At 37.4% G+C, this 25,820-nt stretch carries 23 protein-coding genes; 9 read left to right on the top strand and 14 right to left on the bottom strand.

Features of this window, described 5'->3' with window-relative positions; all coding sequences use genetic code 11:
• The first annotated feature begins 2 nt into the window (after positions 1-2).
• The 4 genes from BLW93_RS00995 to BLW93_RS00980 are packed head-to-tail and all read left to right on the top strand — an operon-like array spanning position 3 to position 4,594.
• The gene (locus tag BLW93_RS00995) at positions 3-941 is read left to right on the top strand and encodes a damage-control phosphatase ARMT1 family protein (RefSeq protein WP_076712248.1); all 939 of its coding nucleotides are present in this window, start codon (positions 3-5) and stop codon (positions 939-941) included.
• Positions 922-1,542: an L-threonylcarbamoyladenylate synthase gene (locus BLW93_RS00990; RefSeq protein WP_076712247.1), complete on the top strand. Its 621-nt coding sequence runs from the start codon at positions 922-924 to the stop codon at positions 1,540-1,542. Before BLW93_RS00995 ends, BLW93_RS00990 begins: the two co-directional genes overlap by 20 nt.
• Positions 1,539-2,984, top strand: a complete 1,446-nt coding sequence (locus tag BLW93_RS00985) for a hypothetical protein (RefSeq protein WP_076712246.1) — start codon at positions 1,539-1,541, stop codon at positions 2,982-2,984. The genes BLW93_RS00990 and BLW93_RS00985 overlap by 4 nt, the downstream gene beginning before the upstream one ends.
• Positions 2,957-4,594, top strand: coding sequence for an Rqc2 family fibronectin-binding protein (locus BLW93_RS00980; RefSeq protein WP_076712245.1), 1,638 nt, complete (start codon positions 2,957-2,959; stop codon positions 4,592-4,594). The genes BLW93_RS00985 and BLW93_RS00980 overlap by 28 nt, the downstream gene beginning before the upstream one ends.
• Here BLW93_RS00980 and truB read toward each other — a convergent pair.
• The 7 genes from truB to aroA form a co-directional block, all read right to left on the bottom strand.
• Positions 4,556-5,410 (bottom strand): tRNA pseudouridine(55) synthase TruB, encoded by an 855-nt coding sequence (gene truB / locus BLW93_RS00975; protein ID WP_076712244.1) that lies wholly within the window; start codon positions 5,408-5,410, stop codon positions 4,556-4,558. The genes BLW93_RS00980 and truB overlap by 39 nt on opposite strands.
• Before the next feature lie 3 nt (positions 5,411-5,413).
• Entirely contained in the window at positions 5,414-7,318 is a 1,905-nt protein-coding gene (pilQ, locus tag BLW93_RS00970; RefSeq protein WP_076712243.1) for a type IV pilus secretin PilQ, read from the bottom strand.
• Positions 7,315-7,749, bottom strand: coding sequence for a hypothetical protein (locus BLW93_RS00965; RefSeq protein WP_076712242.1), 435 nt, complete (start codon positions 7,747-7,749; stop codon positions 7,315-7,317). The genes pilQ and BLW93_RS00965 overlap by 4 nt, the downstream gene beginning before the upstream one ends.
• Before the next feature lie 3 nt (positions 7,750-7,752).
• Positions 7,753-8,400, bottom strand: a complete 648-nt coding sequence (locus BLW93_RS00960) for a type IV pilus inner membrane component PilO (protein WP_076712241.1) — start codon at positions 8,398-8,400, stop codon at positions 7,753-7,755.
• Positions 8,400-8,951, bottom strand: a complete 552-nt coding sequence (locus tag BLW93_RS00955; RefSeq protein WP_076712240.1) for a PilN domain-containing protein — start codon at positions 8,949-8,951, stop codon at positions 8,400-8,402. The genes BLW93_RS00960 and BLW93_RS00955 overlap by 1 nt, the downstream gene beginning before the upstream one ends.
• Positions 8,938-9,996, bottom strand: a complete 1,059-nt coding sequence (pilM, locus tag BLW93_RS00950) for a pilus assembly protein PilM (RefSeq protein WP_076712239.1) — start codon at positions 9,994-9,996, stop codon at positions 8,938-8,940. Before pilM ends, BLW93_RS00955 begins: the two co-directional genes overlap by 14 nt.
• Before the next feature lie 104 nt (positions 9,997-10,100).
• A complete protein-coding gene (aroA, locus tag BLW93_RS00945) occupies positions 10,101-11,387 on the bottom strand; it encodes a 3-phosphoshikimate 1-carboxyvinyltransferase (protein WP_076712238.1) in 1,287 nt (428 codons plus the stop codon).
• A 104-nt stretch (positions 11,388-11,491) separates the two neighbouring features.
• Between aroA and BLW93_RS00940 the strand changes: the two genes are divergently transcribed.
• Complete coding sequence (locus BLW93_RS00940) at positions 11,492-12,871, top strand: class II fructose-bisphosphate aldolase (RefSeq protein ID WP_076712237.1); 1,380 nt, start codon at positions 11,492-11,494, stop codon at positions 12,869-12,871.
• A 17-nt stretch (positions 12,872-12,888) separates the two neighbouring features.
• On the opposite strand, the gene BLW93_RS00935 is transcribed toward BLW93_RS00940, so the two are convergent.
• Complete coding sequence (locus BLW93_RS00935) at positions 12,889-13,629, bottom strand: pseudouridine synthase (RefSeq protein WP_076712236.1); 741 nt, start codon at positions 13,627-13,629, stop codon at positions 12,889-12,891.
• A gap of 54 nt (positions 13,630-13,683) precedes the next feature.
• Here BLW93_RS00935 and deoC point away from each other — a divergent pair, with 54 nt between their 5' ends.
• From deoC to BLW93_RS00915, 4 genes are read left to right on the top strand one after another with little or no spacing between them, the layout of a single operon-like run.
• Positions 13,684-14,343 carry a deoxyribose-phosphate aldolase gene (deoC, locus tag BLW93_RS00930; RefSeq protein ID WP_076712235.1) on the top strand — a complete coding sequence of 220 codons (660 nt, stop codon included), beginning with the start codon at positions 13,684-13,686 and terminating at the stop codon, positions 14,341-14,343.
• Positions 14,315-15,142, top strand: coding sequence for a riboflavin biosynthesis protein RibF (gene ribF / locus BLW93_RS00925; protein WP_076712234.1), 828 nt, complete (start codon positions 14,315-14,317; stop codon positions 15,140-15,142). Before deoC ends, ribF begins: the two co-directional genes overlap by 29 nt.
• A gap of 12 nt (positions 15,143-15,154) precedes the next feature.
• A complete protein-coding gene (gene era, locus BLW93_RS00920; protein ID WP_076712233.1) occupies positions 15,155-16,069 on the top strand; it encodes a GTPase Era in 915 nt (304 codons plus the stop codon).
• Complete coding sequence (locus BLW93_RS00915) at positions 16,059-16,784, top strand: pseudouridine synthase (protein WP_076712232.1); 726 nt, start codon at positions 16,059-16,061, stop codon at positions 16,782-16,784. The genes era and BLW93_RS00915 overlap by 11 nt, the downstream gene beginning before the upstream one ends.
• Before the next feature lie 13 nt (positions 16,785-16,797).
• On the opposite strand, the gene BLW93_RS00910 is transcribed toward BLW93_RS00915, so the two are convergent.
• The 6 genes from BLW93_RS00910 to ppsA all read right to left on the bottom strand — a co-directional run bounded on the left by BLW93_RS00910 (position 16,798) and on the right by ppsA (position 25,797).
• Positions 16,798-17,757, bottom strand: a complete 960-nt coding sequence (locus BLW93_RS00910) for a sigma-70 family RNA polymerase sigma factor (RefSeq protein WP_078058046.1) — start codon at positions 17,755-17,757, stop codon at positions 16,798-16,800.
• A 137-nt stretch (positions 17,758-17,894) separates the two neighbouring features.
• Entirely contained in the window at positions 17,895-19,334 is a 1,440-nt protein-coding gene (locus tag BLW93_RS00905) for a Do family serine endopeptidase (RefSeq protein WP_076712231.1), read from the bottom strand.
• A 47-nt stretch (positions 19,335-19,381) separates the two neighbouring features.
• Positions 19,382-20,263 carry a C40 family peptidase gene (locus BLW93_RS00900; RefSeq protein ID WP_245791971.1) on the bottom strand — a complete coding sequence of 294 codons (882 nt, stop codon included), beginning with the start codon at positions 20,261-20,263 and terminating at the stop codon, positions 19,382-19,384.
• Positions 20,264-20,335: 72 nt separating this feature from the next.
• The gene (gene secA / locus BLW93_RS00895) at positions 20,336-22,924 is read right to left on the bottom strand and encodes a preprotein translocase subunit SecA (protein WP_076712229.1); all 2,589 of its coding nucleotides are present in this window, start codon (positions 22,922-22,924) and stop codon (positions 20,336-20,338) included.
• A gap of 54 nt (positions 22,925-22,978) precedes the next feature.
• A complete protein-coding gene (locus BLW93_RS00890; RefSeq protein WP_076712228.1) occupies positions 22,979-23,275 on the bottom strand; it encodes a hypothetical protein in 297 nt (98 codons plus the stop codon).
• A 95-nt stretch (positions 23,276-23,370) separates the two neighbouring features.
• Positions 23,371-25,797, bottom strand: coding sequence for a pyruvate, water dikinase (ppsA, locus tag BLW93_RS00885; RefSeq protein ID WP_144443976.1), 2,427 nt, complete (start codon positions 25,795-25,797; stop codon positions 23,371-23,373).
• Between the last annotated feature and the right edge of the window lie 23 nt (positions 25,798-25,820).

The raw sequence follows: 25,820 nt of genomic DNA, 5'->3' as shown, positions 1-25,820 counted from the left end.
TAATGAAAGTCTACCCTGAATGTATTCCTTGCTACATGAAGCAGGTTTACAACATATTAAAATTTATAGATGCTGACAGAGAACTCTCGTTAAAAGTTTTAAGAGAATGTTCTCGATTTATAGGAGAAGATTTAAATCCTAATGAATCTCCAGGCCACAATGCAACTCATATTCACAGACTTTTCAAAAAAATTGTCGGTGTCAACGACCCATTTAAACCTCTGAAAGATAAATACACCGACATAGCACTCCGTTGGGAGCCGGAAATTGAAAAAACTTTCTACGAACCATCGGAAGATAAACTCGACATAGCGGTAAGGCTTGCAGCCGTTGGCAATATCATAGATTTCGGCATTCCGAGAGAAAGTGAAAAGAAAGGAAACGAGGCATTTGAACCTTCAGCTTTTGACCTTACAGAAGAAGTCAAAAACCTGCTTCAACAGAAATTTGCCTACTATGACAAAGAAATATTCGAAAGATTTATCGTTCCCGGGAAAACAATTCTCTACGTTGCCGACAATGCTGGAGAAATCGTCTTTGACAAATTTCTGTTGAGATATTTGAAAGAAAAGGGCATGAAAATTATATTCGCCGTGAGAGGTGGCCCGATACTAAATGATGCCACAATCGAAGATGCCCTGAAAAGCGGAATAGATAAAATAGTTGACGAACTCATAACGACAGGCGGAGATTTTATAGGAATAGACTTTGCATATGTGGGAAAAGAGTTTAAAGAAGCGTGGGAAAAAGCCCACGCTATAATATCAAAGGGACAGGCTAATATTGAAACGCTTGAAATAATCGATAACAGGGATATCTTTTTTATATTAAAGGCAAAGTGTAATGCAATGGCAGAAGAACTAAGGTGCAACAAAGGAGAGCTCATATTCCTCTACAACAAGCACCTTATAGAGATGAAAAGTGAAGATTCTGACATTTGAAAATGACTTTTGCACCATAAAGAAACTTATCCTCTCAGGGGAGCTTTTATGCTCCCCCACAGACACACAGTACGGACTGATAGGCAATGCTTTAAACCGTAAATCCATAGAAACTGTCTACAAAATAAAAAAAAGAGACCGAACTAAGCCTCTTATTGTCCTTTTTGATTGCATTGAAACACTTAAAAAATACGGCATATACATACCTTCAAGATATAAATCATTCCTCGAAAAAATCTGGCCAGGAAGAGTAACGGTAATACTCCCTCTAAAGATGGAAAGTCCCTTTAAAAATTTGTTTGAGAGAAATGACCTAGCCGTCCGCATTCCGGCATTCAAACCATTAAGAGACCTCATAACGGCAACTACTCCCCTGTTTGCTCCAAGTGCAAATATTCAGGGAGAAAAACCGGCATCAGGATGTAGTGAATGCGAAAGATACTTCGAAGGAAACATCAAATATTGCATAAAAGGTAAAACAATACCCTTACCTTCCACTCTCATATCACTAACAGGCAAAAGTCCTAAAATTATCCGCGAAGGAGTAATACCGATAGGAACAATAGAAAAATTGTTAGGAGAAACGGAGAAAAAAGAATGAGAACAATCCTATTTGGTAGTTTAACTCCTATTCATGATAGACTTATAGAAGCTGCCGTTGAGCATCTCGGATATGATGCTCAACATCTGCCCCAGCCGGACATTGAAGCTCTTAAAACAGGAAGGGAACTTTGCAACAAAGGTATGTGTAATCCGGTTTATTTCACCGTTGGGAATCTTATAAATTTTCTCAAAAAAGAAGCAGAAAACGGTATAAAAGTCGAAGACAAATACATATTCGTCACTATTGGTGCTTGCGGTCCTTGTAGGTTCGGAATGTATGAAATGGAATACAAAAACGCTCTAAAACTTGCCGGTTTTGAAAATCTTAAAGTTTCTCTTTTAAACCAGACAACCTTCTCAGCAGAAGGTGAAATAACTTTGACCTGGAACTTTATCTATTCCCTGATGAAAGCAGTAATAATAGCCGACATTTTGAGAGATCTGGGATACAAAATCAGGCCTTACGAAATAAACAAAGGAGAAACTGACAGAAAACTTAGTGAAGCAACAGAGCTTATGTTCAGAATTATCAGAAATAGTGGAAAAGCAAAAGACATAATTACAGGCCTCAGAGAAGTTAAAAAATTATTTTCAACAATAGAAATAGACTACTCGATTCCAAAACCGATAGTAAACGTGATAGGGGAATTCTGGGTTCAAACAACAGAAAGCGACGGTAATTATCATATTCATCGTTGGCTTGAAGAAGAAGGAGCGGAGGTAAAAGTAGAACCCATATCCGGATGGATAGATTACCAGCTTTACACAGAAAGAGAAAAAATATTTATTGAAGCAAAAGCAAAAGGATTTTCATTAAAATTGCTCAAAAAACTGGCTTTTCTTACAGGACTTCAGGAATTTTACAGACACCTGTTTGAAACCTTCAGGCATATCGTAAAGGAAAGAGCCGGAACTTTTGTATCTCAAAAGTTGTTGTGGAATCTTGCTAAAGAATACTACGATCCACTTGTAACAGGCGGCGAGGGACACCTCGAAGTGGCAAAACATATATACAATGTTAAATTCCAAAAAGCCCATATGACTCTTTCTCTAAAACCTTTTGGATGCATGCCGTCAACTCAGAGCGACGGTGTTCAGACGAAAGTGATATCAGACTATCCAGAAACAATATTCGTATCGGTAGAAACTTCAGGAGACAGTGAAGTGAACGTTAAAAGCAGAATACAGATGAAGCTTTATGAGGCCAAAGAACTGGCAGTTGAAGAATTTGAAAAAGCACTGAAAGAAACAAACCTGACAAAAAATGAAGTAAAAGAAGCCGTAAAAACAAACCAAAACTTAAGAAATCCGTTTGTCAAACTCAGTAAAACCGGACTCCTTACAGCAGAAAGATTCATTAGAGGAAACAGAAAAGAGATTAAAGCATTTCTCAAAGTAAAACAGGAGAAAAAATGGACTCCCTCTACATTGAAAAAGTAGCCGAAAACCTGAATGCTAACTTCAGGAAGAAAAAAATTACAGGATACGATTTCACTAACAACAAGTTTCAAATATCAATAGAAGGAACAATTTTAAGTTTTATACTATCCAATCCTAACGGCCTATTAATAGACAGAGGAAAGATAGAAAATAAAACCCTGCTCAAACGCTATCGAAACCTCTTCATAAAAGAGGTTAAAAATCTTAATTTAGATAGAATCCTTATGTTTAATCTTGTAAAAATAACCGTATCCGGCAAAATAGAAAACTATCACTTAATAGTAGAACTAACAGGGAAAACCAGCAATGTGTTTTTTGTAGATGAGAACGGAAAAATATTATTTAGAGCCAGGGAAGCACAAACATCCGCAAGAGAAATCAAAACAGGAAAAATCTACCAACTCCCTCCCTTAGATAAAAAACCTTTTAAAGAAGTAAAATTCGGAAAAATAACTCCTGAAGGAGTTGAAAAAAGTCTCTATAAATATGTAGCAGGAATCTCACCTTTAAATTGCAAAGAGATAGCTTTTTACATGAAGCAAGGGATGACTCTCAAAGAAGCGTACGAAAAGTTTATAAAAAAACATAAAAACTCCCAAAAATCTTTTGTGTATTTTAAAAATGGAAACCCAAAAATACTTACCACTTTTAAATATGATAGCCTTGCAGAACTAAAATTTAAAAGCTTTGAAGGAGAATTAAGTTTTATAAATGCATGGGACTTTTTTTCAAGAGAAAATCAGAAAACAGAAAATTTAGAAAAAATAAAAAGAGAACTCTTAAAGGCAGTGAAAAAAAAGATAAACTCCATAAAAAACCGGCTTAAACAGATAGAAAATCCAGAAAAATTACTGGAAGAAGCACAAAAACTTCAAAAGCAAGGAGAACTTCTCAAATACAACTTACATCTTATAGCTGCCGGAAAAGAAATCGTTGAAGTAACAGATTTTGAAACAGGAGCAACTGTTGCAATTAAAGTTGACCCATCAAAAACACCTAAAGATAATTTAAAAACAATCTTTAAAAAAGCAAAAAGATTAAGGAATCGTGCAGAACACGAAAAAGATGAAAAAGAAAAGCTAAAAAGAGAACTCCTCTGGTTGAAAGTTTTGAAAGATAAAATCAGCGAGAATAAAGATATAGAAACACTTGTGGAAATAAAAGAGACTATTTTCCCTGAGAAAAAGTACAAGAAAAAGAAAGAAAAAACAAAGCCATTCAGAGAAATTGTTCTTCCATCAGGTAAAACTCTTCTTATTGGAAAAAACAGCATGGAAAATGAAATTCTTTCCTTAAAAGTAGCAAACCCTTGGGATTTATGGTTTCATACCAAGGAAATTCCAGGCTCTCATGTAATACTGAGACTTGAAAAAAACGAAATACCTGATGAAGAAGATATCGAAACAGCAGCATCTGCCGCCGTATTTTATAGTAAAGGAAAAGAATCTGGCAAAGTTAAAGTTGATTTTACAAGGGCAAAAAACCTAAAAAAACCCCCAGGAACACCTACGGGATTCGTTATTTATAAAAATGAAAAGACAATATTTACAACGTCTGAAAAGTTTAAAAAGCTACTGAGAAATAACCTTCTCAGGTTTCAAAATACCTGAACTGACAAATCCAACACCTAAAAACCTCCCGGTTTCATCAACAACAGTATATCTACCATCAGAAACAGGAACGGAAAATCTTCGGCCGTTTAAAAACCAGCTACAATGACTAAAATCAAGAAGCAACCTATCAAATGGCAAAATTTCAGCAATAGAAACAATATAATTACCAACATTATCAGAACTTAAAACGTCAATCGATACGGCATTTTCAACAGAAATTCTCCCGATAGAAACACGTTTTAAAGAAGTAACAACCGCATCACCGCCACAAGCAACACCTATATCGTGAACTAAAGATCTGATATATGTTCCTGAAGAGCAGCAAATTTTTAGAGAAAAATCTGGATAAGAGAAAGAGAGAATATCCATAGAATAAATCGTTACCATACGGGGCCTTAACTCAACCTTTTCTCCTCTCCTTGCCAGCTCGTAAGCTCTTTTTCCATTAATTCTCACAGCAGAAAAAGGAGGAGGAATTTGTTCTATTTCTCCGCTAAAAGAAGAAATAACACTCTGGAACTTTTTTTCAGAAACTTCATTCATTTTGACATTTTCAACACGACCATCGATATCATAAGTATCACTAGAAAGGCCAAAACGACCGGTCACAAGATAACATTTATCCTGCTTTAACAAATATTCACCAAATCTCGTTGCTTTACCAATAGATAAAATAAGAAGACCTGTAGCTAAAGGATCAAGAGTTCCAGTATGACCAACCTTCGTTTTAAAAGGGAAAAGCCTCCTGACGCTCCTCACAACCTCAAAAGAGGTAACGTCCGAAGGCTTATCTATCAACAAAAATCCGTCCATACGTTATTCTTCTACTTTAGGCAGAGTTTCACTGGCAGAGTTAATAACCTTTGGCGTGATAAATATTAACAACTGAGAATTGCTATTTTTAATAACCTCACTCTTGAATAACCAACCTAAGAGAGGAATCCTTGAAAGGAGAGGCACACCTGCCGTACTTTTAGACTTCTCCTGTTCATATATACCACCTATAACAAGCGTATCTCCGTTATTAACCATAATTTGTGTTTTCACACTTCTTGTATCTATCGCAGGCTCAGTGTTTCCGGTGTAAGAGATATAATCATAGTTAGGCTTATCTTTTCTAATTTCAAGATCAAGAACTATCTTATTATCATTTGTTACATGCGGTTTAACTTTAAGAATAAGAGAAGCTTTCTTAAACTCTGTAGAAATGTTCCCATTCTCGTCTATTACTTTATAAGGAATCTCCATACCCTGCTCTATGGTAGCCTCTTTATTATCCAAAGTTATAACTTTAGGCTGAGATACCAATTTACCATCACCGTTTAGCTGAGAAGCCTGCAATGCCAATTCAGCCCTTAAAGTCTCCTGATGATTAAGAACGCCCAGGGCTATAGAATATGGACTACCTTCAACATCAATAGGAGCAATGTTTGCACTTGAAGAAAAAGTGTTTTTAAGAGCCTCTTCATGAGCTGGATAAGTCAAATGATTGGTATAATAAAAATTCAAACCCCATTTAATACCCAAATCTCTTTCAAAATTAGAACTGACAAGTACTATTTTCGCTTCAATAGAAACCTGCTTGGTTATCTTATCAGTATTTTTAATTATTTCCATTATTTTATTATAATGTTCTTTCGTTACTTTTAAAATCAGGCTGTTTGTCCTGTCATCAACCTCAACCAGCTCCTTAGTTGCAGCTTTCTTACCTTTGCCTGTTTCTGCACCCAAATAAGCTTTTATTACCTTTGCAACCTCTGAAGCATAAGCATAATTAAGTGGAACTATATAAGTATGAACAGGCTCATATGCTGTCTCTTCCATCAAACGTTTTTTAGAAGCTATCCTTAAATAATCATCCTGCTTCACATAAGTAAATCCTAAAGGTTCAAGAACGGCTTTAAGTGCTTCCTGCCAATCAACCGGCGTCAAAAATCTAACGGAAACTGTTCCTTTTACCTCAGGATCGAAAACGACATTGATACCTACCGTATCTGCAATGGCTCTAACAACTGTCCTAACATTTGCATTTGTGAAATCCAGCTTTATTTTTTTATTAGCAATATTTGTGTTTGCAGTCTCAACAGGTCTTAAGAATTTTATTTCATAAGTATCTCCTACTTTCATAACCTGAGCGGGGATATCCGTTTTCAGAGAAATAATGATATAAGATTTGGTCCCCGTAGAATATGTTGATACTTTATCAATGTAAGGAGAAGAAACCTTTTTCTCCATCGTTTTAAGCACCGCTCCATCAGAGGAAAGAATTATCTTTTTGTCAGACTTTGATATTGAAAAATCAACATCACCGTTAACAGTAATATTAACACCTTCATCTGTCGTTTTAACTACAGGAGCCACAAGGGATTGAGGAGATACGACAATTGTAGTAGCTTTAGGATAAGATGTATAAGATATTTTCACCTTACCAACCGGAACTATCTTTACCAACGTTCCGTCATTCTCTGGAATTATATCTATCAACCTAACTAAGTCATCCTGTTTCCCAAAAACTTTTCTGCTGTCGATTTTACAATTTTTAAGATAAAGGTTATAAATATCTCCTGCTTTTTCTTCTAAAACCTTACACTGCTCATCTGTCAATAGGGTAATTCTGAGTTGATTATCCAGATTTACAAGATTAACATTTGAAATTGCCCCGGCATAAACCGTTCCGGTCAATAGAGGTACTGCCGTTAATATATTTAATAATTTTCTCATTTCCCTTCCTCCGAATTGAAGTTGATAATAACCACAGATGAAATCAATTTTTTGCCTTTCTTTTCATAAACTTTTAATACCAGTTTGTTAGGTAAAACTTTTAATACTTTTGCATTTACATCAACAACGTCTCCTGGAGCTATTAAATAAACCTTTCCGGTCACAGGATCTGCAGCTACTGCTTTTAAACTATTACCGCTACCAATAACCCCCTCTAAAACGAGTTTACCTATAGGGGGTTTTGTCAATTTAAAAATTTTAGGCTTTTTAATTACTGTAATAACGGTCTTTTCCGCCTCAAGCTCTCTCTGCTTTTTCTGCCACTCCATAATTTCACGAACATAGATAGGATTCAAGAACGGATCTATATAAGCATATGCAACACCTGAGAAAACCAACGTTAGCACGAAAGCTTTCAAAACTTTTTTCATCTGTTACCTCTTAAGCGTATAAGCATTTAAATTAAGATTAACCTGTACAGTATATTTATAAGAATAATATTCTTTCTCTTTTTTTTGTTCTTTTCCTTTAAATAGTTTTTCTATCGTCATCTTCTTCTTTTCAGGAGTCAACCCTACCATTGACATATCGCCAAAGGTCATTATACGATTAGCTTTAACGAGACTTTCACACCAGGCAATAAAGTTCGGAAATCTTGTTTTCATAACAACTGTGTAATCAATCTGATTATAGTATTCTTTGTTCTGCTCCTTACCTCTTTTAATTAAACCTATCTCTGTATTCCCGGTATTTTTTGCTATTGACTTAATTATGTCACTGACTTCCTCGTTACCTGTAGGCAGTTTGATTTCAAGAGCAGCTATTTTTGCTTCCAATTCATCTATCTCTTTTTTAAGCTCATTCCTTCTTTTTTCAACAGCAAGAAGTCTGGTTACTTTAACCCTCTTTTGAGATATTTGTCTCTTTAATTGCTCTATTTTGAGATTAATAGGATCAATAACATTCATCTTATACACATAAGCAGCAATTATCAAAACTACTACATAAGCTATCCATTTCTGCCATTTAGGAATCTCAGCCCACCTATCTTTTAAATCATCAAGTAATCCTTCAAATGCCATCACTTCATCTCCACGTTAAACTGGAATTTGTAATAATGATAGGTCTTCCCGGTATCCTTAGATTTATACTCTTCATAACTCGTCTGGCGGAACTTCACAGATCCAAGGCCCTGCTCAATGTTTTTGAGGAAAGTAGAAACCAATTTAAGATTGTAAGCGCCACCTTCAATAAAGATATTATCTCCTGACTGTCTCAATCCAGTAAGCCATACCCCGTAAGGAACATTTTTTCTATCGGCGAAAAAGTAGATATACTGAGGAACATCTCTTTTTCTGTCCAATTCACTTATTACTTGAAGTTTCTTTTGAAGTGTTTCCCTTGTTTTAATAAGCCTTTTTTCTTCCCGCTGAATTTTCTTCAACCTTGCCAGTTCTTTATCCAGCCTGGCATTTTCCTGCTTTAAAGTAGCTTCCTGCATTTTAAGTTGTCCCGTATACCAGCTTAATCCTCCTGCAAGTGCAAGAGCAAGTAAAACCGCCAAAATTACATCGGGTTTCAGAAGCTTCTCTACAAATGTTTCTTTTTTTTCTAAGAAATTAAACCTTAACATGTTCGTCACCCTTAAACCTTAGACTTAGTCCGCAAGAAACGGCATATTCTTGAGCCCCCTCAATCCCACTAAAGTAAAGGGGCTCCCCGAGCTCAATTTTTTTATTGGTAAAACTTTTTAAAAGAGAAACAAGATTTTTCTGTTTTGCACCGCCACCGAAGAGATAGATTTCTTCCACATTCCTTCCGAAACGATCATTAAAGTTATCTATAGCCCAGATTATCTCTGTTGATATTTTTCTTATTATTTTTGATATAACCTCATTCAGAGCCTTTTCGTAAGAAATAGACTCCAGATCATAACCAAATTTCAACCTTTCAGCTTCCCCATAACTTATCAGGTATTCTTTCTGAAGTTGCTCAGTTATAGTGTTACTTCCCATCTCAACATTTCTGGTAAGATACGGATATCCCCCGTAACTTATAATTATTTTTGTAAATGTCGCCCCTATATCTACAAGACAGACACAATCAATCACTTTATCTGGATAGTTAAGATAGAATTGATTGTTAATAGCACAAGGTTCTATATCTATAACTTGAATCTTCAGACCTGCATTCTCTGCAAGAGCAATATACTCTTCAAGTATATCCCTCTTAACTGCAGCAATAGCTATATCAATATGATCATCAGAGATGGAAACGGGCAACGTCTGATATTTGACAACTACTTTATCTAGATCATCTTCAGAAATAATCCCCCTGATATGCTCTGAGGCAATCTTATCGGGATTTTCTGTTGGAGAAGCACTTATAACAGTGTAAAAGCACAAAGACAGGGGAACCTGAACAGCTATATTTTTTGTATCAGAAGCAACAGTCTGCACACTTTCTTTCATTTTAGCAGAAAGAGAAACAAAATCAATAATTTCGGTACCGACTATATATGACTCTTCATATTCGGTTTTTCCGTAATTAACAACGCTATAAAGTCCTTTTCTTTCCCTTAATTTACAAACTTTTATACTCGACGTTCCTATATCAACACCTGTAAAAAGAACTTTTCTTCCGGTAAAAACCCCAATTATACTGTCAAGATTTATCATTCCTCATCCCCTAATTCTATCATTAAAACAAATCTGTAAATCTATTCTTTTCAGCATTTCTCATCTGTAATGTTACGAAATTTTTTCTTCACATGTCAAGAGCATCACTTTAATAGAAATTTTAAATCACTCAAAAAATTCGGATAAGATGTAGCTATACAATCTATATCATCAATATAAATTGTATCTTCAGAAATTAAAGAAGCGATTAAAAATGACATAGCTATTCTATGATCCCCAAAACCACTAACTTCTCCGCCGGCAATTTTAGATTTTCCTTGTATCATAAATCCATCCTCAAATTCTTCCACGTTAATTCCTAAATTCTTAAGGTTGGAAACAATTGATTTTATCCTATCGCTTTCTTTTACTCTGAGTTCTGCTGCATTTCTAATTACTGTTTTTCCTTCCGCTTGCGTAGCCAAAATAGAAATTATTGGTATTTCATCTATTAAACGCGGAATTATATCTCCTGAAATTGAAATGGCTTTTAATTCAGAAGAATAAGATACCTTTATATTCCCTACTTCTTCACCAGAGACCACTCTCTTATTAATAATTTCAAAATTCACACCCATTTTCTCCATAACATCAAGAATACCCGTTCTTGTCGGATTAAGAATTACATCTTCCAAAATAATCTCAGATCCCGGAACAATTGCAGCAGCAACCATAAAAAATGCCGCAGATGAAATATCCGCAGGAACATCTATCTCCATATCAGCTTTTAATACCCTGTTTTTCCCCAATGAAACTGTCAATCCGTCAACTTCAACATCTACTCCAAACGCTTTAAGCATCCTTTCCGTATGATCGCGGCTCCTGGCAGGTTCAGTTACTTTTACTTCTTCATCTGTAAAAAGTCCCGCGAGCAGGATACAAGATTTAACTTGTGCACTTGCTTTAGGACTTTTGTAATCAATACCGTTCAGTGGATTCTTACCAATAATAGTAAGAGGAGGATATTTCCCGTTCTCTCTACCTAAAATGGTAGCTCCCATCATTCTTAACGGAATAGCTATCCTGTCCATAGGCCTTTTTCTCAGATATCTATCACCGGTAAGAACAGAATAGAATGGCTGACCGGCGAGAATTCCTGATATTAATCTTATTGAAGTTCCTGAATTCCCTACATCAAGAACATCAAAAGGTTCTTTCAAAAACTTACCTTTACCGTGTATCTTTATAAGAGTCTCGTTGTCTTCTATGTTAACGCCCAATGCCTTAAAAGCCTTAAGAGTATTCAGGCAATCTTCCGAACGGAGAAAATTTTTAACAACCACCTCTCCATCATTAATAGAACCAAGCATAATAGACCTGTGAGAGATAGATTTATCTGATGGAACTCTCAAGGTGCCTTTTAAACTTCCTTTAAATTTAACTTCATACATAAGCCAACTCCCTGGAAATAGATTGATAAACAGAAGAAAATTATAGCAATCTATATTAAAATAAACTATGCAGTTTCAATAATTTAAAAGCCGGGAGGTAAGTTATGAAAGCTTTAAATGTGGAGGAGATTAAAAAATCTCTTAAAGGTATCGTTGAAGTCAACGACAAAGAAGTAAAAATACTCAACGAAGAGGCTCTAAGGAAAGGCATTATTGACGATCTAATTTACACAGCCGTTTTCGGAGATGAGGAAGCAAAGCGATTTAGCCGATGGCTAATCAGAGCAATTGCCCTTGATTTTGGAGCAATCCCTGCATCCATCCATGATCTTTACATAGACGGGATGGGAAAAGAAAAATTGGACAGATGGTTCACTGTTCCTGCAATGAACATAAGAGGTATGTCTTACGACGTTATGAGAAGAATTTTCAAAATCGCTGTTGAGAAAGATATGACAGCCTTCATCCTTGAGATTGCAAAATCCGAAATAGGTTACACGTATCAAAGGCCTGAAGAGTATGCCTCATGTGCTCTTGCTGCTGCAGTAAAAGAAGGTTACAAAGGTCCTGTTTTTATACAGGGAGACCACTTCCAGTTTAAGGCAAAAAATTACTTTGAGGATCCTGAAAAAGAGCTTAAAGCAATTCAGGATTTAACAAGAGAAGCTATAGAAGCTGGCTTTTACAACATTGACATTGATCCTTCAACACTTGTTGACTACTCAAAACCAACACTTACAGAGCAACAGTATCACAACTACCTTAACACCGCAAAAATGACAGCATTCATAAGGGAAATCGAACCAGAAAGAATAACAGTCTCAGTCGGTGGTGAAATAGGACATATCGGTGGTAAAAACTCTACACCGGAAGAATTTGAAGCTTTCATGGAAGGATACCTGAAAACCTTAAAAGAATATGGAGACAATCTCTCTTACATAAGTAAAATCAGCGTCCAAACAGGAACAGAACACGGTGGTATTCCTCTCCCTGATGGAAGCGTAGCAAAAGTTAAACTTGATTTTTCAGTTCTTGAATCCATTGGTAAAGTGGCAAGGAAAAAATACAGTATGTCAGGTGCCGTTCAGCACGGTGCATCTACACTTCCGGACGAACTATTCCATAAGTTTCCTGAGGTGAAAGCTTCTGAAATACATCTTGCAACGGGATTTCAGAACATAATTTACGATCACCTTCCTGAAGAAATGAAAAAAGAAATTTATGTATACCTGAAAGAAAACTTCTCCAACGAGTGGAAAGAGGACTGGACAGAAGAACAGTTTATTTACAAGCTTAGAAAAAAGGGATTTGGACCGTTCAAAAAGCGGTTCTGGGATCTACCGTCAGACATAAAAGAAAACATATTAGACGCACTAGAAGCAAAGTTTAGATTTCTGTTCGATCAGCTCAAAGTCTACGACACGAAAAAATATACCGATGAATACATCAAACCTGTCAAAGTGCTTCCTGAAAAACCGGAATAAAAGTTTATCGAGGGGGATTAGTCCCCCTCTTTCAAACCTACTGCTTCTTTCAGTTTCTCAACTTCCTCCCTTGTCAGCTCCCTGTAATAACCTCTCGGTAAATTCCCAAGCTTCAAAGATCCTATGCTAATTCTTTTTAATTTAAGAACAGGATGTTTAAATCTTTGAAAAAATCTTCTAACTATTCTATTTCTACCGACATCTATTGTTATCTCCAGGTAAGTGTTTTTTCCTGTCCTGCTTGGTTTAAGATATTTAATCGACAACGGTTTAACAAATCCATCCTCCAATTTTGCTCCCTTTTTCATCCGTTCTATCTCTGCTGGAGTCACCCTACCTTTTACTTTAGCAATATACGTTTTAGGAACATGGTATCTTGGATGCATTAGCCTGTCTGCAAGCTCTCCATCATTTGTCATAAGTAGAAGCCCCTCCGTATTGTAATCAAGCCTTCCAACGGGGAAAATTCTGACAGGATACTTTCTGAAAAAATCCCTTACCGTTGTTCTTCTGTCTCCCTCTACCTTCTCCATTGTAGTTAAAACACTCTGTGGCTTATTAAACAGAAGGTAAACAAACTTTTTAGGAAGCCTGACTCTCTCACCGTCAACCTGAACAACATCTTTTTTTGGATCAACATCAACTGCCGGAGAATCAACAACTTCCCCGTTAACAGTTACTCTTTGCTGTTTAATAAGTTCTTCAACTTTTCTCCTTGCACCGAAACCTGCGTATGATAAAAATCTGTTTAATCTCATTATTTCCTCCCTCAATAAGGTTATAATATTTCTAAATTTCAAGGAGACACCGTGATGAAAGAGATACTTTCAAAGATAGACCATTCAATCCTTAAAGCAACCACAACAGAAGACGATGTAGTAAAAGGTGCCGAACTTACAAGGAGATTCAATTTCGCAACACTCTGCATACTACCTAAACATGTGAAACTCGCATCAACACTTTTGCCGTCGGAAAAAATAGCAACGGTCATCGGCTTTCCTCTTCACGGAGTTTCTTTTCGCTCCATAATCGTTGAAACCGAAAAAGCCATAAGCGACGGAGCTAGCGAACTTGATATTGTCCTAAACATATCTCTCGTAAAAGAGAAAAAATGGCAAAAACTGGAGAAAGAACTAATAAGAGTTAGAGAAATCAGTGAAGAACAGATTATAAAGCTAATAATGGAATGTTGCTATCTAACAGAAGAAGAAAAAATTACCGTAGGTCAGATTGCCGTTGATACAGGCTGGGACTTTCTGAAAACATCAACGGGCTACGGAAAGTATGGTGCTACCGTTGAAGACGTAAAACTTTTAAAAACGATAGCAAGAAAGAAAGCAAAAGTAAAAGCGTCAGGCGGCATAAGGAACCTTGATGATGCCGTAAAATTTATAGAAGCTGGCGCTGATAGAATAGGCACAAGTTCTGGAGAAAGGATAGCCAATGAAATCATGCATAGTAGGGAAGTTTGAAAGCTTTCACAGAGGACATCAAAAACTGATAGAAGACGCAAGAAAACTAGCCAAGATTGTAGAAATATTTTCAATATGGCCTCCTCCCAACAGTGATAATCTGCTATTTACAGAAAAAGAAAGGGAATACCTTGCAGAAAAGTTCAATGTGAAATTGAACAATATAAAATTTGACGAAATAAAAAATCTTACCCCCGAAGAATTTTTTGCATTTTTGAAAACCTGTAATTGCACATATTTAGTTGTAGGTATTGATTGGCGGTTCGGAAAGGGAAGAAGCGGTAACGTAGAAACAGCAAAAATACTGGGGAAAAAGTATGGTATAAAAGTCATTCCTGTTCCACCAGTAGAGGAAAACGGCAGAAAAATCAGCACATCATGGATAAAAGAGCTTTTAAAGCAGGGAAGTATAGAAAAAGCGAATCATCTCCTTGGCTTTAAATTTTTCACCATGGGTGTCACTGTTAAAGGACAGGGAATAGGAAAAACCATTGGATTCCCAACTGTAAATGTTAAAACTGAGAAAAAACTTCTGCTGCCTTTTGGAGTATATGAAGTTGAATTGACATATAACAAAAAAACATTTAAAGGCATAGCAAACTTTGGAACAAGACCCACCTTTAATGGAGAAAAACCAATTCTGGAAGTTCATGTAATAGGAAAGAAACTGGAAATAAAAAAACAAGCACTTGTAAAAGTGGACTTTAAAAGATTCGTCAGAGAAGAGAGAAGATTTAACTCTATTGAAGAGCTTAAAAAACAGATTAAATTAGACGTAGACAAAATCTTAAACGAATAAACGGAGGAAACTTTGAGTGAAACACCATTTAAGTCAGGTTACGTTGCAATTCTCGGAAGACCTAACGTAGGAAAATCAACACTTTTGAACAGCTTCCTTGGAACGAAAGTTGCAATAGTCACGGATAAACCACAAACAACAAGACACAGAATTATAGGCATAAAGCATCTGGATAACGCACAAATTGTTTTCCTTGACACACCCGGAATTCACAAAGAAAAGTTCGAACTTAACAGGTATATGAACGAGGTAGCTTTTAGCGTTATACCGGACGCCGATATTATCCTTTTTCTCATAGATGCAAGAACGGGATTAACAGAAGCCGACAAAAAAATTCTCGATAGGATCGGAGAAACGAAAAGAAAAGAAACAAAGGTTTTCGTGGTTATTAACAAAATAGACGGCGTTCCTAAAGAAGAACTCCTACCACTCATTGAAGAAATAAACGAAAAATATCCGTTTGTTGACGAAATAATACCGATATCGGCTGCAAGAGGAACAAACCTTGACAGGCTTCTTGACCTCATTGTAGAGAACCTGCCGGAAGGACCAAAGTATTATGAAGAAAACATGGTAACTGATATACCCCTTGAACAGTATGTTGCCGAAATAATCAGAGAAAAGATAATGCTTCTTACATCTCAGGAAATCCCCCATGCAGTTACTGTAAACGTTTTAAGTATAGAACCTGGAGATAAAAATCCAGATATGCTGGTAATTGATGCTGACATCATCGTAGAAAGACCATCTCAAAAGGCAATAATAATAGGGAAAAACGGCCAGAAGCTCAAAAAGATAGGAACTCTTGCGAGACAGGAACTTGAACAGATATTAGGCAAAAAGGTATACCTTCGACTGTGGGTAAAAGTAAAAGAAGACTGGAGAGACAGAGCAGACTATCTGAGAAGGCTTGGTTATGGTTTCTAAAATAAGGCTGGACCGCTTTCTTGCTGAAAGCGGATACGGAACAAGAAAAGAGGTAAAGCAGATAATAAAAAGGGGCATCGTCGAAGTAAACGGTGTCCCCGTAAAAAATCCTTCATTTAAGTTAGATCCTGAAACAGACAACGTAACCGTTGACGGCAAAGATGTTTTTCACACAAACGATTTTTACATAATGCTCAACAAACCGGAAGGATACATAACTTCAACAAAAGATAAAGAACTAACCGTAATGGAACTTGTATGTAATATCCCGAGATTTGAAAACCTTTTTCCAGTTGGAAGATTAGACAAAGATACAACAGGTTTGCTTCTCATAACAAACGACGGAGAGCTTGCTCACAGACTTACCCACCCAAAATGGAAAGTTCCAAAGACATACATTGCAATAGTAAAAGGGAAACTTTCAGAAGAAGAAAGAGAAAGACTTGAAAGAGGTATAAATCTTGGTGATTTCACAACAAAACCGGCACGTGTAAAAATTTTAAAGGAAGGAAAAACTTCAGAAGTTGAAATAGAAATCAAGGAAGGTAAATATCATCAGGTAAAAAGGATGTTTGAAAGCGTGGGACACTCCGTATTAAAACTTCAGAGAATTGCTTTCGGACCGCTAAAATTAGGAGACCTACCGGAAGGAGAATACAGATTCCTTACTGCTGAAGAAGTAGAAGAACTCAAGAAAGAAACGGGACTGAAATAACAGCCCCGATTTATCAATTAAGAAAGACATTCAATTTCTTTTTAAGAGCATACTCTTTCATCTTTTTCTTTGCCCTTGTCTCAAGCTGTCTTACCCTTTCTCTTGAAATGCCAAGCTTTTCTCCAATCTCTCTCAAAGTTTTAGGATCGTTTCCGTCAAGTCCAAAACGCATAATGATAATTCTTTTTTCCTGAGGGGTAAGCTGTTCAAGCATTTCTTTAATGCTGTGTCTCAGCTCTTCCTGAACAACCTTTTCTTCTACCTCAGCAGTGCCTTCCCCTTTCAAGAAATCTTTAAAAGTAGTGTCCTCTTCGTCTCCAACAGGCGTATCCAGAGAAAGCGGAACCTGACAAACGGTAAGAAGTCTCTCTATATCCTTAGCTTCCATTCCAAGATAATTGGCAAGCTCCTCTGTTGTCGGCTCTCTCCCTAACTTCTTGAGAAGTTCACCGTAAGAACGCGTAATCTTGTTAACCAAAACGGCCTGTTTCACAGGTATCTTAACCGCTCCAGTCTGCTGGGCAAGCGCCTGCATAATTGACTGTCTTATCCACCAGACGGCATAAGAAATGAATTTCACCCCTTTATCTGGATCAAAACGGCGGGCAGCTTCTATAAGCCCTAAAATTCCTTCAGCAATTAAATCGTGAAGTGGCAATCCACAGCCGAGATACTTTTTGGCAACACTTACAACAAATCTCAGGTTTGATTCTACAAGCTTTTTAAGAGCCTCCTGATCACCTTCTTTTGCTCTTTTTGCGTATTCAAGTTCTTCTTCCCTTGACAGAAGAGGTATTTTTGAAATAGCTTTAAGGAAAGCATCAAGGGAATCTTTATCAGGAACAAAAGATTCTATAAGAGAAGGGTCTATTTCTGCATTCAAAACAGAAGCATCACCAAAAGGGTTATTCTCATCATCTATATTTTCAAGTAAAAACTCATCATCTCCAAAAATAAACTCTTTTTCTCCCATAATTGCACTCCTTCGGAAAACTTTTAAAGTCAAAGGGGAATTTTATATGAATAACCTCAAATTTCCAAGTCCTCCGCCTAAAGCATTTTAACATATTAAAAATTATTTGTTAAATAACGGGGCGTAAGCCCCGTAAATTATTCTTCAGCTTTCAAAACAACAAAGAAAGAGAACCCGTTTCTGTAAACTTTCAACAAAACACCGCTATCTTTGGCTTTTTCAACAAGCTTTGCAAAAGCCTCAACGCTTTTCACAGGCTTAAGATTTTGAGGTTTTGTTCCGGCACTGACGATAACATCTCCTTCCTGCAATCCCGCATCATCGGCCGGTGAACCGGGCTTAATATCTGTTACTACAAGCCCTGAAATATTCTCAGGAATACCGAGCTTTTGTTTCAGCTCAGGAGTCAGCTTTTGAACGGAAAGGCCAAGCGTTGATAGTGCATCAGCAATCATCTCATGCTGAGGCATCTGTCCTATTTTAACTGTGATAGTTTCTCTCTCTCCGTTTCTGATTATGCCAAGTCTAACCCTATCACCGGGCCTTGTATTAACAACCTTAAGCTGAAGATCAGAAACTCCCTTTACCTGCTCACCATTATAAGTAACGATTATATCACCGCTCTTCAGCCCGGCTTTTGAAGCAGGGCTCCCCTTTATAACTTTGGTAACAATAACTCCTGATTTTATACCGAACTTAGCTGCAACATCAGGAGAAACATCTTCAATATAAACCCCCAGCCATCCCCTTATAACTTTACCATATTTAAGAAGATCATGCATAACTTTCTTCGCTATGTTTATAGGCACTGCAAAACCAAGGCCCTGAGCATTTCTAACTATAGCAGTGTTAATACCTATAACGTTACCGTAAATATCGCAGAGAGGTCCTCCGCTGTTACCGGGATTAATTGCAGCGTCTGTCTGTATGAAGTTCTCTATCGGATTCAATCCAAGGCCATGTCTTCCTTTTGCGGAAATAATTCCATGAGTCACAGAACCATCTAATCTATAAGGGTTACCTATAGCAATAACAAGTTCTCCTATTTTTATTTTGTCAGAATCTCCGAGCTTTGCGACAGGAACCTTTTTGTTGCCGACTTTAATCTTTATAAGGGCAACATCCGTTTTTGGATCAGCACCGACAACCTTTGCGGTATAAACATCTCCGTTGTAAAGTTTTACACGGATTTTTTTGGCCTTATCTATAACATGATTGTTGGTTAAAATGTAAGCCCAGCCATTCTTAACCTTCACTATGAACCCTGAACCTAGAGATTTCCTTTCAAACTCTTTCGGCATATCGGGAAACTGAGGCATAGGAAAGCCGAACTGTCTGAAAAAATCCCTGAACTCAGGCGGAATAGCAGGATGCTGGAACTTAACAGTTGATACAGATGTAATATCGACAACTGCAGGTCTTACTTTCTCTGCCACAGATTCAATAACCTTCTGAAGAGAAAGAGCTACCCTATAATCTTCCGGTGTTACATTAACCTGTGCCTTTACCGGCATTGAGAAAGATACTGCTGCAACGGTAGTCAAAACTGCCACTTTTAAGAGCTGTCTTGTGTTCATCGCTTACCTCCTTTTTTGCAGTGTTTTTATTGTTTTTATCCTGCAGTTTATCGTAAACTTCCTTTTAACTTTGCCACCACCTCTCTCACTTTTTTCTCACTTAACACTCTCTTGGCTCCGATAAATCTTCTCCTGAAATATCTGCTATTAAGAGAAGAAATAGCAAGACCATGGTTTGAGGATGAAAAATGGACAAACTTTCCGTCACCTATATAAATACCAACGTGGGAAGGAAATCTTGCATAAGTTCTGAAAAATACCAGATCACCAACTTTCAAATGCTCCCTATCAACAGGCACTCCTACGTTAAACTGCCCTCGCGCAGTCCGCGGAAGATGAATTCCCAATTTTCTGTAAACTCTCATGGTAAAAGAAGAACAATCAAGCCCCATAGCTGGATTGTTGTATCCAAATACGTAAGGTGTATTCTTGTAACGTTTAAATATGCTCGCCAGTATCTTTAGCAAAGAACTTTTATACTGAGGAAGATTTAAAATAGAAAGACTCCAGTTATCATAAGAAACATTAAGAGGCGTTGATATTGCATCTGACAGAAGTTCTGATTCCGTTTCTATTGTATCAGTTATGGAATAGATATCTTGGGAATTAAGTTCGGAAAGCGTTTTTATAGCCTGATCTTTCTCTGAAACTTCCGTAGAAAGCTCTTTCGCTTCATTCTCAAGCAAGTTAATAGTAGCAACACTTTTCCTTGGCTTCGCAAATCGACTTCTTCCGGGAACAATTAATCGCTGGCCGGGTCTTAAAAGTTTTCCCCTTATACCGTTTAGACGTCTTATCGTCTCAACACTTGTGTGATATTTGCGGGCTATTTTATAGAGGGAATCGCCTCTTTTCACTATATATAAATCTGCCCTTGCAGCTACTGGCAGAACGAGTAAAGCCACCGTTAGCATTAATTTCCTCATCATTTTCCCTCCCTTAACCCACATTAACCATAACATAAATTAACAGTTTTGTAAAGGCCTAAAACCTTTTCAGCTTCAGGCCTTATTTTCATTTTGCTCCATTTGGCTTTCCACATATTTGAAGTAGTTAAATATACCGTCAACCGTAGCATCCTCTATGTTAGAAATAAGCTCCTCAAACAGGATAAACGCCTCTTTCTTGAATTCAACAATCGGATCTTTCTGAGCATATCCTCTCCATCCGATACTCTCCTTGATGTGATCAAGAGCCCTCAGGTGTTGTCTCCAGTAATGATCAAGCGTTTGAAGCATTATTAGCCTTTCTATTTCTCTGAGTTGCTGGCTACCTATAAGTTTCTCTTTTTCCTCATACTCTTTAACGAGCCTGTCATAGATCAGATGGAACAGCTTATCTCTCTCGTCAACCGCCCCCTCAACCTTCATTTCCATAAGCTCTTTAAATGATGACGGAATAACAAATTCAAGGCCGAAACGTAATTCCAGCGCCTTTTTCAAACCTTCAAAATCCCACTCGTCAGGAACAATATTTTCAGGAGCATAAAGATCTATAAGCTTCCAGACAACTTCTTCAATCATATAGAGAATATCCTCTTTGAAATCTTCTCCGTCAAGGAGCTTGTTTCTCTGCTCATAGATTACCTTCCTCTGAACGTTGTAAACTTCGTCATACTCTAAAAGCCTCTTTCTTATCTGGAAGTTCTGATCTTCAACACGTTTCTGGGCATTTTCAAGAGCCTTTGAAACCATCTTGTGAGTTATAGGCTCATCATCGGGAACATTCATCATTTCCATTAATTTCTTAATTCTGTCAGAACCAAACAACCTTAAAAGATCATCTTCAAGAGAAAGGAAAAATCTTGATTCTCCCGGGTCTCCCTGTCTTCCTGCACGACCTCTTAACTGGTTATCTATACGGCGAGCTTCGTTTCTCTCCGTTCCAATAATATAAAGTCCGCCAAGTTCTATTACCTTTTTCTTTTCTTCTTCCGTTATTTTTCTGAATTTTTCCGTCTCTTCTTTTAGCAGCTCTTCATATTTCTCTTCACCGACTTTCTCTGGCGTTATTCCACGCTTTTTAAGCTCCTGTTTTGCCATGTATTCCGGATTACCACCAAGCAGAATATCCGTTCCACGACCAGCCATGTTTGTAGCTATCGTAACAGCTCCGAGCCGCCCCGCTTGAGCAACGATTTCGGCTTCTCTTTCATGATACTTGGCATTAAGAACGTTGTGAGGAATACCCTTTTTCTTTAATAGCATTGAAAGATACTCAGAAGCCTCAATAGAGTTGGTCCCAACAAGAACAGGTCTTCCCACTTTATAGTTCTTCTCAATTTCCTTAACAACAGCATCATACTTGGCTTTCATTGTCTTGTAAATAACATCCGGATGATCTTTTCTTATAACAGGCTTATTAGTCGGAATAACAACAACATCAAGTCCATAGATTTCTTTAAGTTCAGCCGCTTCCGTTTCGGCAGTTCCCGTCATTCCGGCAAGTTTTTTATATAGACGGAAATAGTTTTGAATGGTTATAGTCGCAAGTGTCTGGTTTTCTGCTTCTATTTTTACTTTCTCTTTCGCTTCTACCGCCTGATGGAGTCCATCGCTCCAGCGTCTCCCCGGCATTATTCTTCCAGTAAATTCATCAACTATGATCACCTTCCCATCTTTTACAACATAATCCACATCTCTTTTGAACAAATGATGAGCTCTCAAAGACTGGATAATACCGTGAAGAAGATCGGCAAATTTAGGGTCATAAAGGTTAAAGTCCTTTATATCCGTCATTTTACTAACTATCTTTTCAACTTCCCTGATTCCTTCATCGGTTAAAACAGCTGTCTTGTTTTTCTCATCAACCGTAAAATGTTTTTCTTTTTTCAGCTGTCTAACAATAGAATCTGCTATGTAATAGATATCGACATTTTCTTCTGAAGGTCCAGAAATAATAAGCGGCGTCCTAGCCTCATCAATAAGAATAGAATCTGCCTCGTCAACTATCGCATAAAAAAGATCCCTCTGTACTCTCTCATCTTTTGAAAACGCCATGTTATCACGGAGATAATCAAATCCAAACTCACTGTTCGTTCCATAAGTTACATCTTTCATATACATCTCTTTTCTTTCCGGTTTCTCCATATTGTTCTGGAGATAGCCAACCGTTATACCGAGATAGTTATAAACAGGTCCCATCCATTCGGCATCTCTCTTGGCAAGGTAATCGTTAACTGTAACAACGTGAACGCCTCTTCCGGCAAGTGCATTTAAATATACAGGAAGCGTAGCAACAAGGGTCTTCCCTTCACCTGTTTTCATTTCGGCAACCTTCCCCTGATGAAGGACCATACCACCTATAAGCTGAACATCATAATGTCTCATACCTAAAGTTCTTTTTGCTGCCTCACGAACTGCTGCAAAAGCTTCAGGTAAAATCTTATCCATATACTTAAATTGCTCTTTCGCATCTTTTATTTTTGAAAGCTCTTCTCTCCACTTTGCCGTAAGAGCTTGAAGTTCTTCTTTACTTTTCTTCTCAAATTCCGGCTCCAATGCGTTTATCTTTTCAACAATAGGCCTCATTTTTTTAACAACTCTTTCGTTCTTGCTACCAAAAAGCTTAGTAAGGACAATATCTATCATTTAAAACCTCCTGATTTTTCATTTAAGATTTAAGTTAAAAACTGAAAACCCTGATTAAGAAAGCGGAGAAGCTCTGGGAGGCAAGGATTTTATCGCAAAAGAACAGAAAGAAAACTGAGTGTAAACATCTGAAAAACCATAATTTTCTTTATAATCTTTGAAAAGTTGCTTAATAGGTAAAAAGACACTTTTTTCTGATTTAATTTTCAAATCTCTTTTGTTATTAACAACCTCTATCTGCTCAACGGAAAAGTTAACAGAAGAAAGGACTTCTGCTGGTGTTTCACCGCAGGTAAAAACTGTTAAAAATATAAATCCAACTATAATGGTATTAATTCTGAACTTTTTCATGGTGGTTTAAAGATACACCAATAAACGAGAAGTGTCAAAACTTCGGAGATTATCACAATCTTCAAAATACAGGCGGGAGCTACCCGCCTGTCAAATTAATCCAGCTTCAGTTTCCGTTCTATTTCAGCCACAGCCTTTCTTGTTTTCAAAAGAGCATCAGGATTAATAGAAATTGTATCTATCCCTTTCTCCACCAGAAATTCGGCAAACTCAGGATAATCGGAAGGAGCCTGTCCACATATACCCACTTTTCGTCCAAGCTTTTTGGCTTTATCTATAACTGTGGCAACCATAAACTTAACTGCATCGTTCCTTTCATCATATATGGAAGCAACAAGCTCGGAATCTCTGTCAAGACCAAGCGTTAACTGTGTCAGATCATTCGAACCTATTGAAAAGCCATCAAAGATTTCGGAAAACTGCTCAGCTAAAATTACATTGGACGGAATTTCACACATAACGTAAACTTTAAGGCTGTTTTTGCCACGCTCAAGGCCATACTCTTCCATAACATTCAGCACTTTCTTGCCCTCTTCGGGAGTGCGACAAAACGGAATCATAACAATAACATTGTCAAGTCCCATCTCTTCCCTGACACGTTTTATAGCAATGCACTCCAGACCAAAAGCCTCTTTAAATTTTTCAGAATAATATCTTGAAGCCCCCCTCCAACCAAGCATAGGATTTTCTTCCTTAGGCTCAAAATGGGATCCACCTAAAAGGTTTGCGTACTCATTAGATTTAAAATCGGAAAATCTTACTATTACCGGCTTAGGATAAAATGCCGCAGCAATTTTGGCAATACCATAAGAAAGTTTATCGACATAGTAATCGACCGGATTGTCATATCCGAATGTCTTTTCTTTTATCAACTCTGCAATTTCTGAATCCTCTTTTTCAATAAAATCAAAATGGATCAGCGCAAGGGGATGAATTCCTATATAGTTATTTATTATGAATTCCTCCCTTGCAAGGCCTACTCCTTCGTTAGGCAAAAACGAAAGTTCAAAGGCTTTGTCTGGAGTAGCAACATTAAACATTATAGGAGTCTTAACCTCAGGAATTTCAGAGATATCAACTTCTTCTACCGAATAAGGAACTGCCCCCTCATAAACGTAACCGTCACTACCTTCCGCGCAGGAAACCGTCACAGTTTGCCCATTCTCTAAGACATCAAGGGCACTTTTTGCTCCAACAACTGCAGGAACACCAAGTTCCCTTGCAACAATAGCAGCATGACAGGTTCTTCCGCCTCTTTCGGTAATAATAGCTGCAGCTTTTTTCATTATAGGTTCCCAATCAGGATCAGTTATCTCAGCAACAAGAATTTCACCCTCATTAAAAGAAGATGCATTTTCCGGAGAGGAAAGCTTCCTCACTTTTCCCGATGCTATCTTGCTTCCAACAGCAGTACCTTTAAGAAGTAATTTTTTATTTTTTTCTTCAGGAGAAAGCTCTATTTTATACACGGTCAATTTACTTCTATCTTTTCTTGACTGAACAGTTTCAGGACGAGCCTGGACCACGAATAACTCCCCGCTTATCCCGTCCTTTGCCCATTCAACATCCATCGGACACCAGCGACCGTAAAGATTGGAATAATGCTCCTCTATTTTTAAAACCCAGTCAGCCAGCTTCAAAACCTCTTCATCTGAAAGACAAAACTTTTCTCTCTCTTTCTCTGGAACAATATCCACTACTGTTCCTTCACCGTCATCGGTATATATAAGCTTTTTCTCTTTATCTCCCAGCTTCTTTTCTATTATGGCTTTATATCCTTTCTTTAGAGTCGGCTTAAATACCAGAAATTCATCAGGAACCACTTCTCCACCAACAATCAACTCTCCGAGCCCATAAATACCTGTTATCAAAACAACATTTTCAAATCCTGTCTCTGTATCGAGAGAGAAACAAACACCAGAAGCACCAAGATCAGAACGAACCATTTTTTGAATACCTACGGAAATTCCGACTTTAAAATGATCAAATCCAAAACTTTCTCTATAAGAAATAGCCCTGGCGGTAAATAATGAAGCAAAACATCTTTTAACTGCATCAAGGAGGGCAGACTCCCCCTTTATATTCAGGTAAGTATCCTGTTGTCCGGCAAAAGAGGCATCTGGAAGATCCTCAGCAGTTGCAGAAGAACGTACTGCAACATCTACATTCTCCATGTTATACTTCTCACCAAGCGCTCGATAATAACTAAGGATTTCCCTCTCCATTTTTTCAGGAAACTTTCCCTCCCTAATAAGCGCTCTTATAACACCGGCTTTGCGCTGCAAATCCTCAACATCTTTCACATCTATGGAAGCTATCACTTCTTCTATCTTTTCACGAAGGTTATTAAAATCGATAAATCTGAAGTAGGCATTAGCCGTTACCACAAACCCATCCGGCACATTTATTCCTTTAAAAGAAAGAACGTTAAGCATTTCTCCTAAAGAAGCGTTTTTCCCTCCTACCAGGTGCACATCTTTCAAAGTTACATCCCTTAACCAGAGAACATTTCTATTGTCCATTTTCAAAAACCCCCCATATTTAT

It is taken from the genome of Desulfurobacterium indicum (assembly GCF_001968985.1).
GTDB lineage: Bacteria > Aquificota > Aquificia > Desulfurobacteriales > Desulfurobacteriaceae > Desulfurobacterium_A > Desulfurobacterium_A indicum.
Note: the sequence above shows the minus strand (reverse complement) of the source record. Positions and strands in the feature narration are given on the sequence as shown.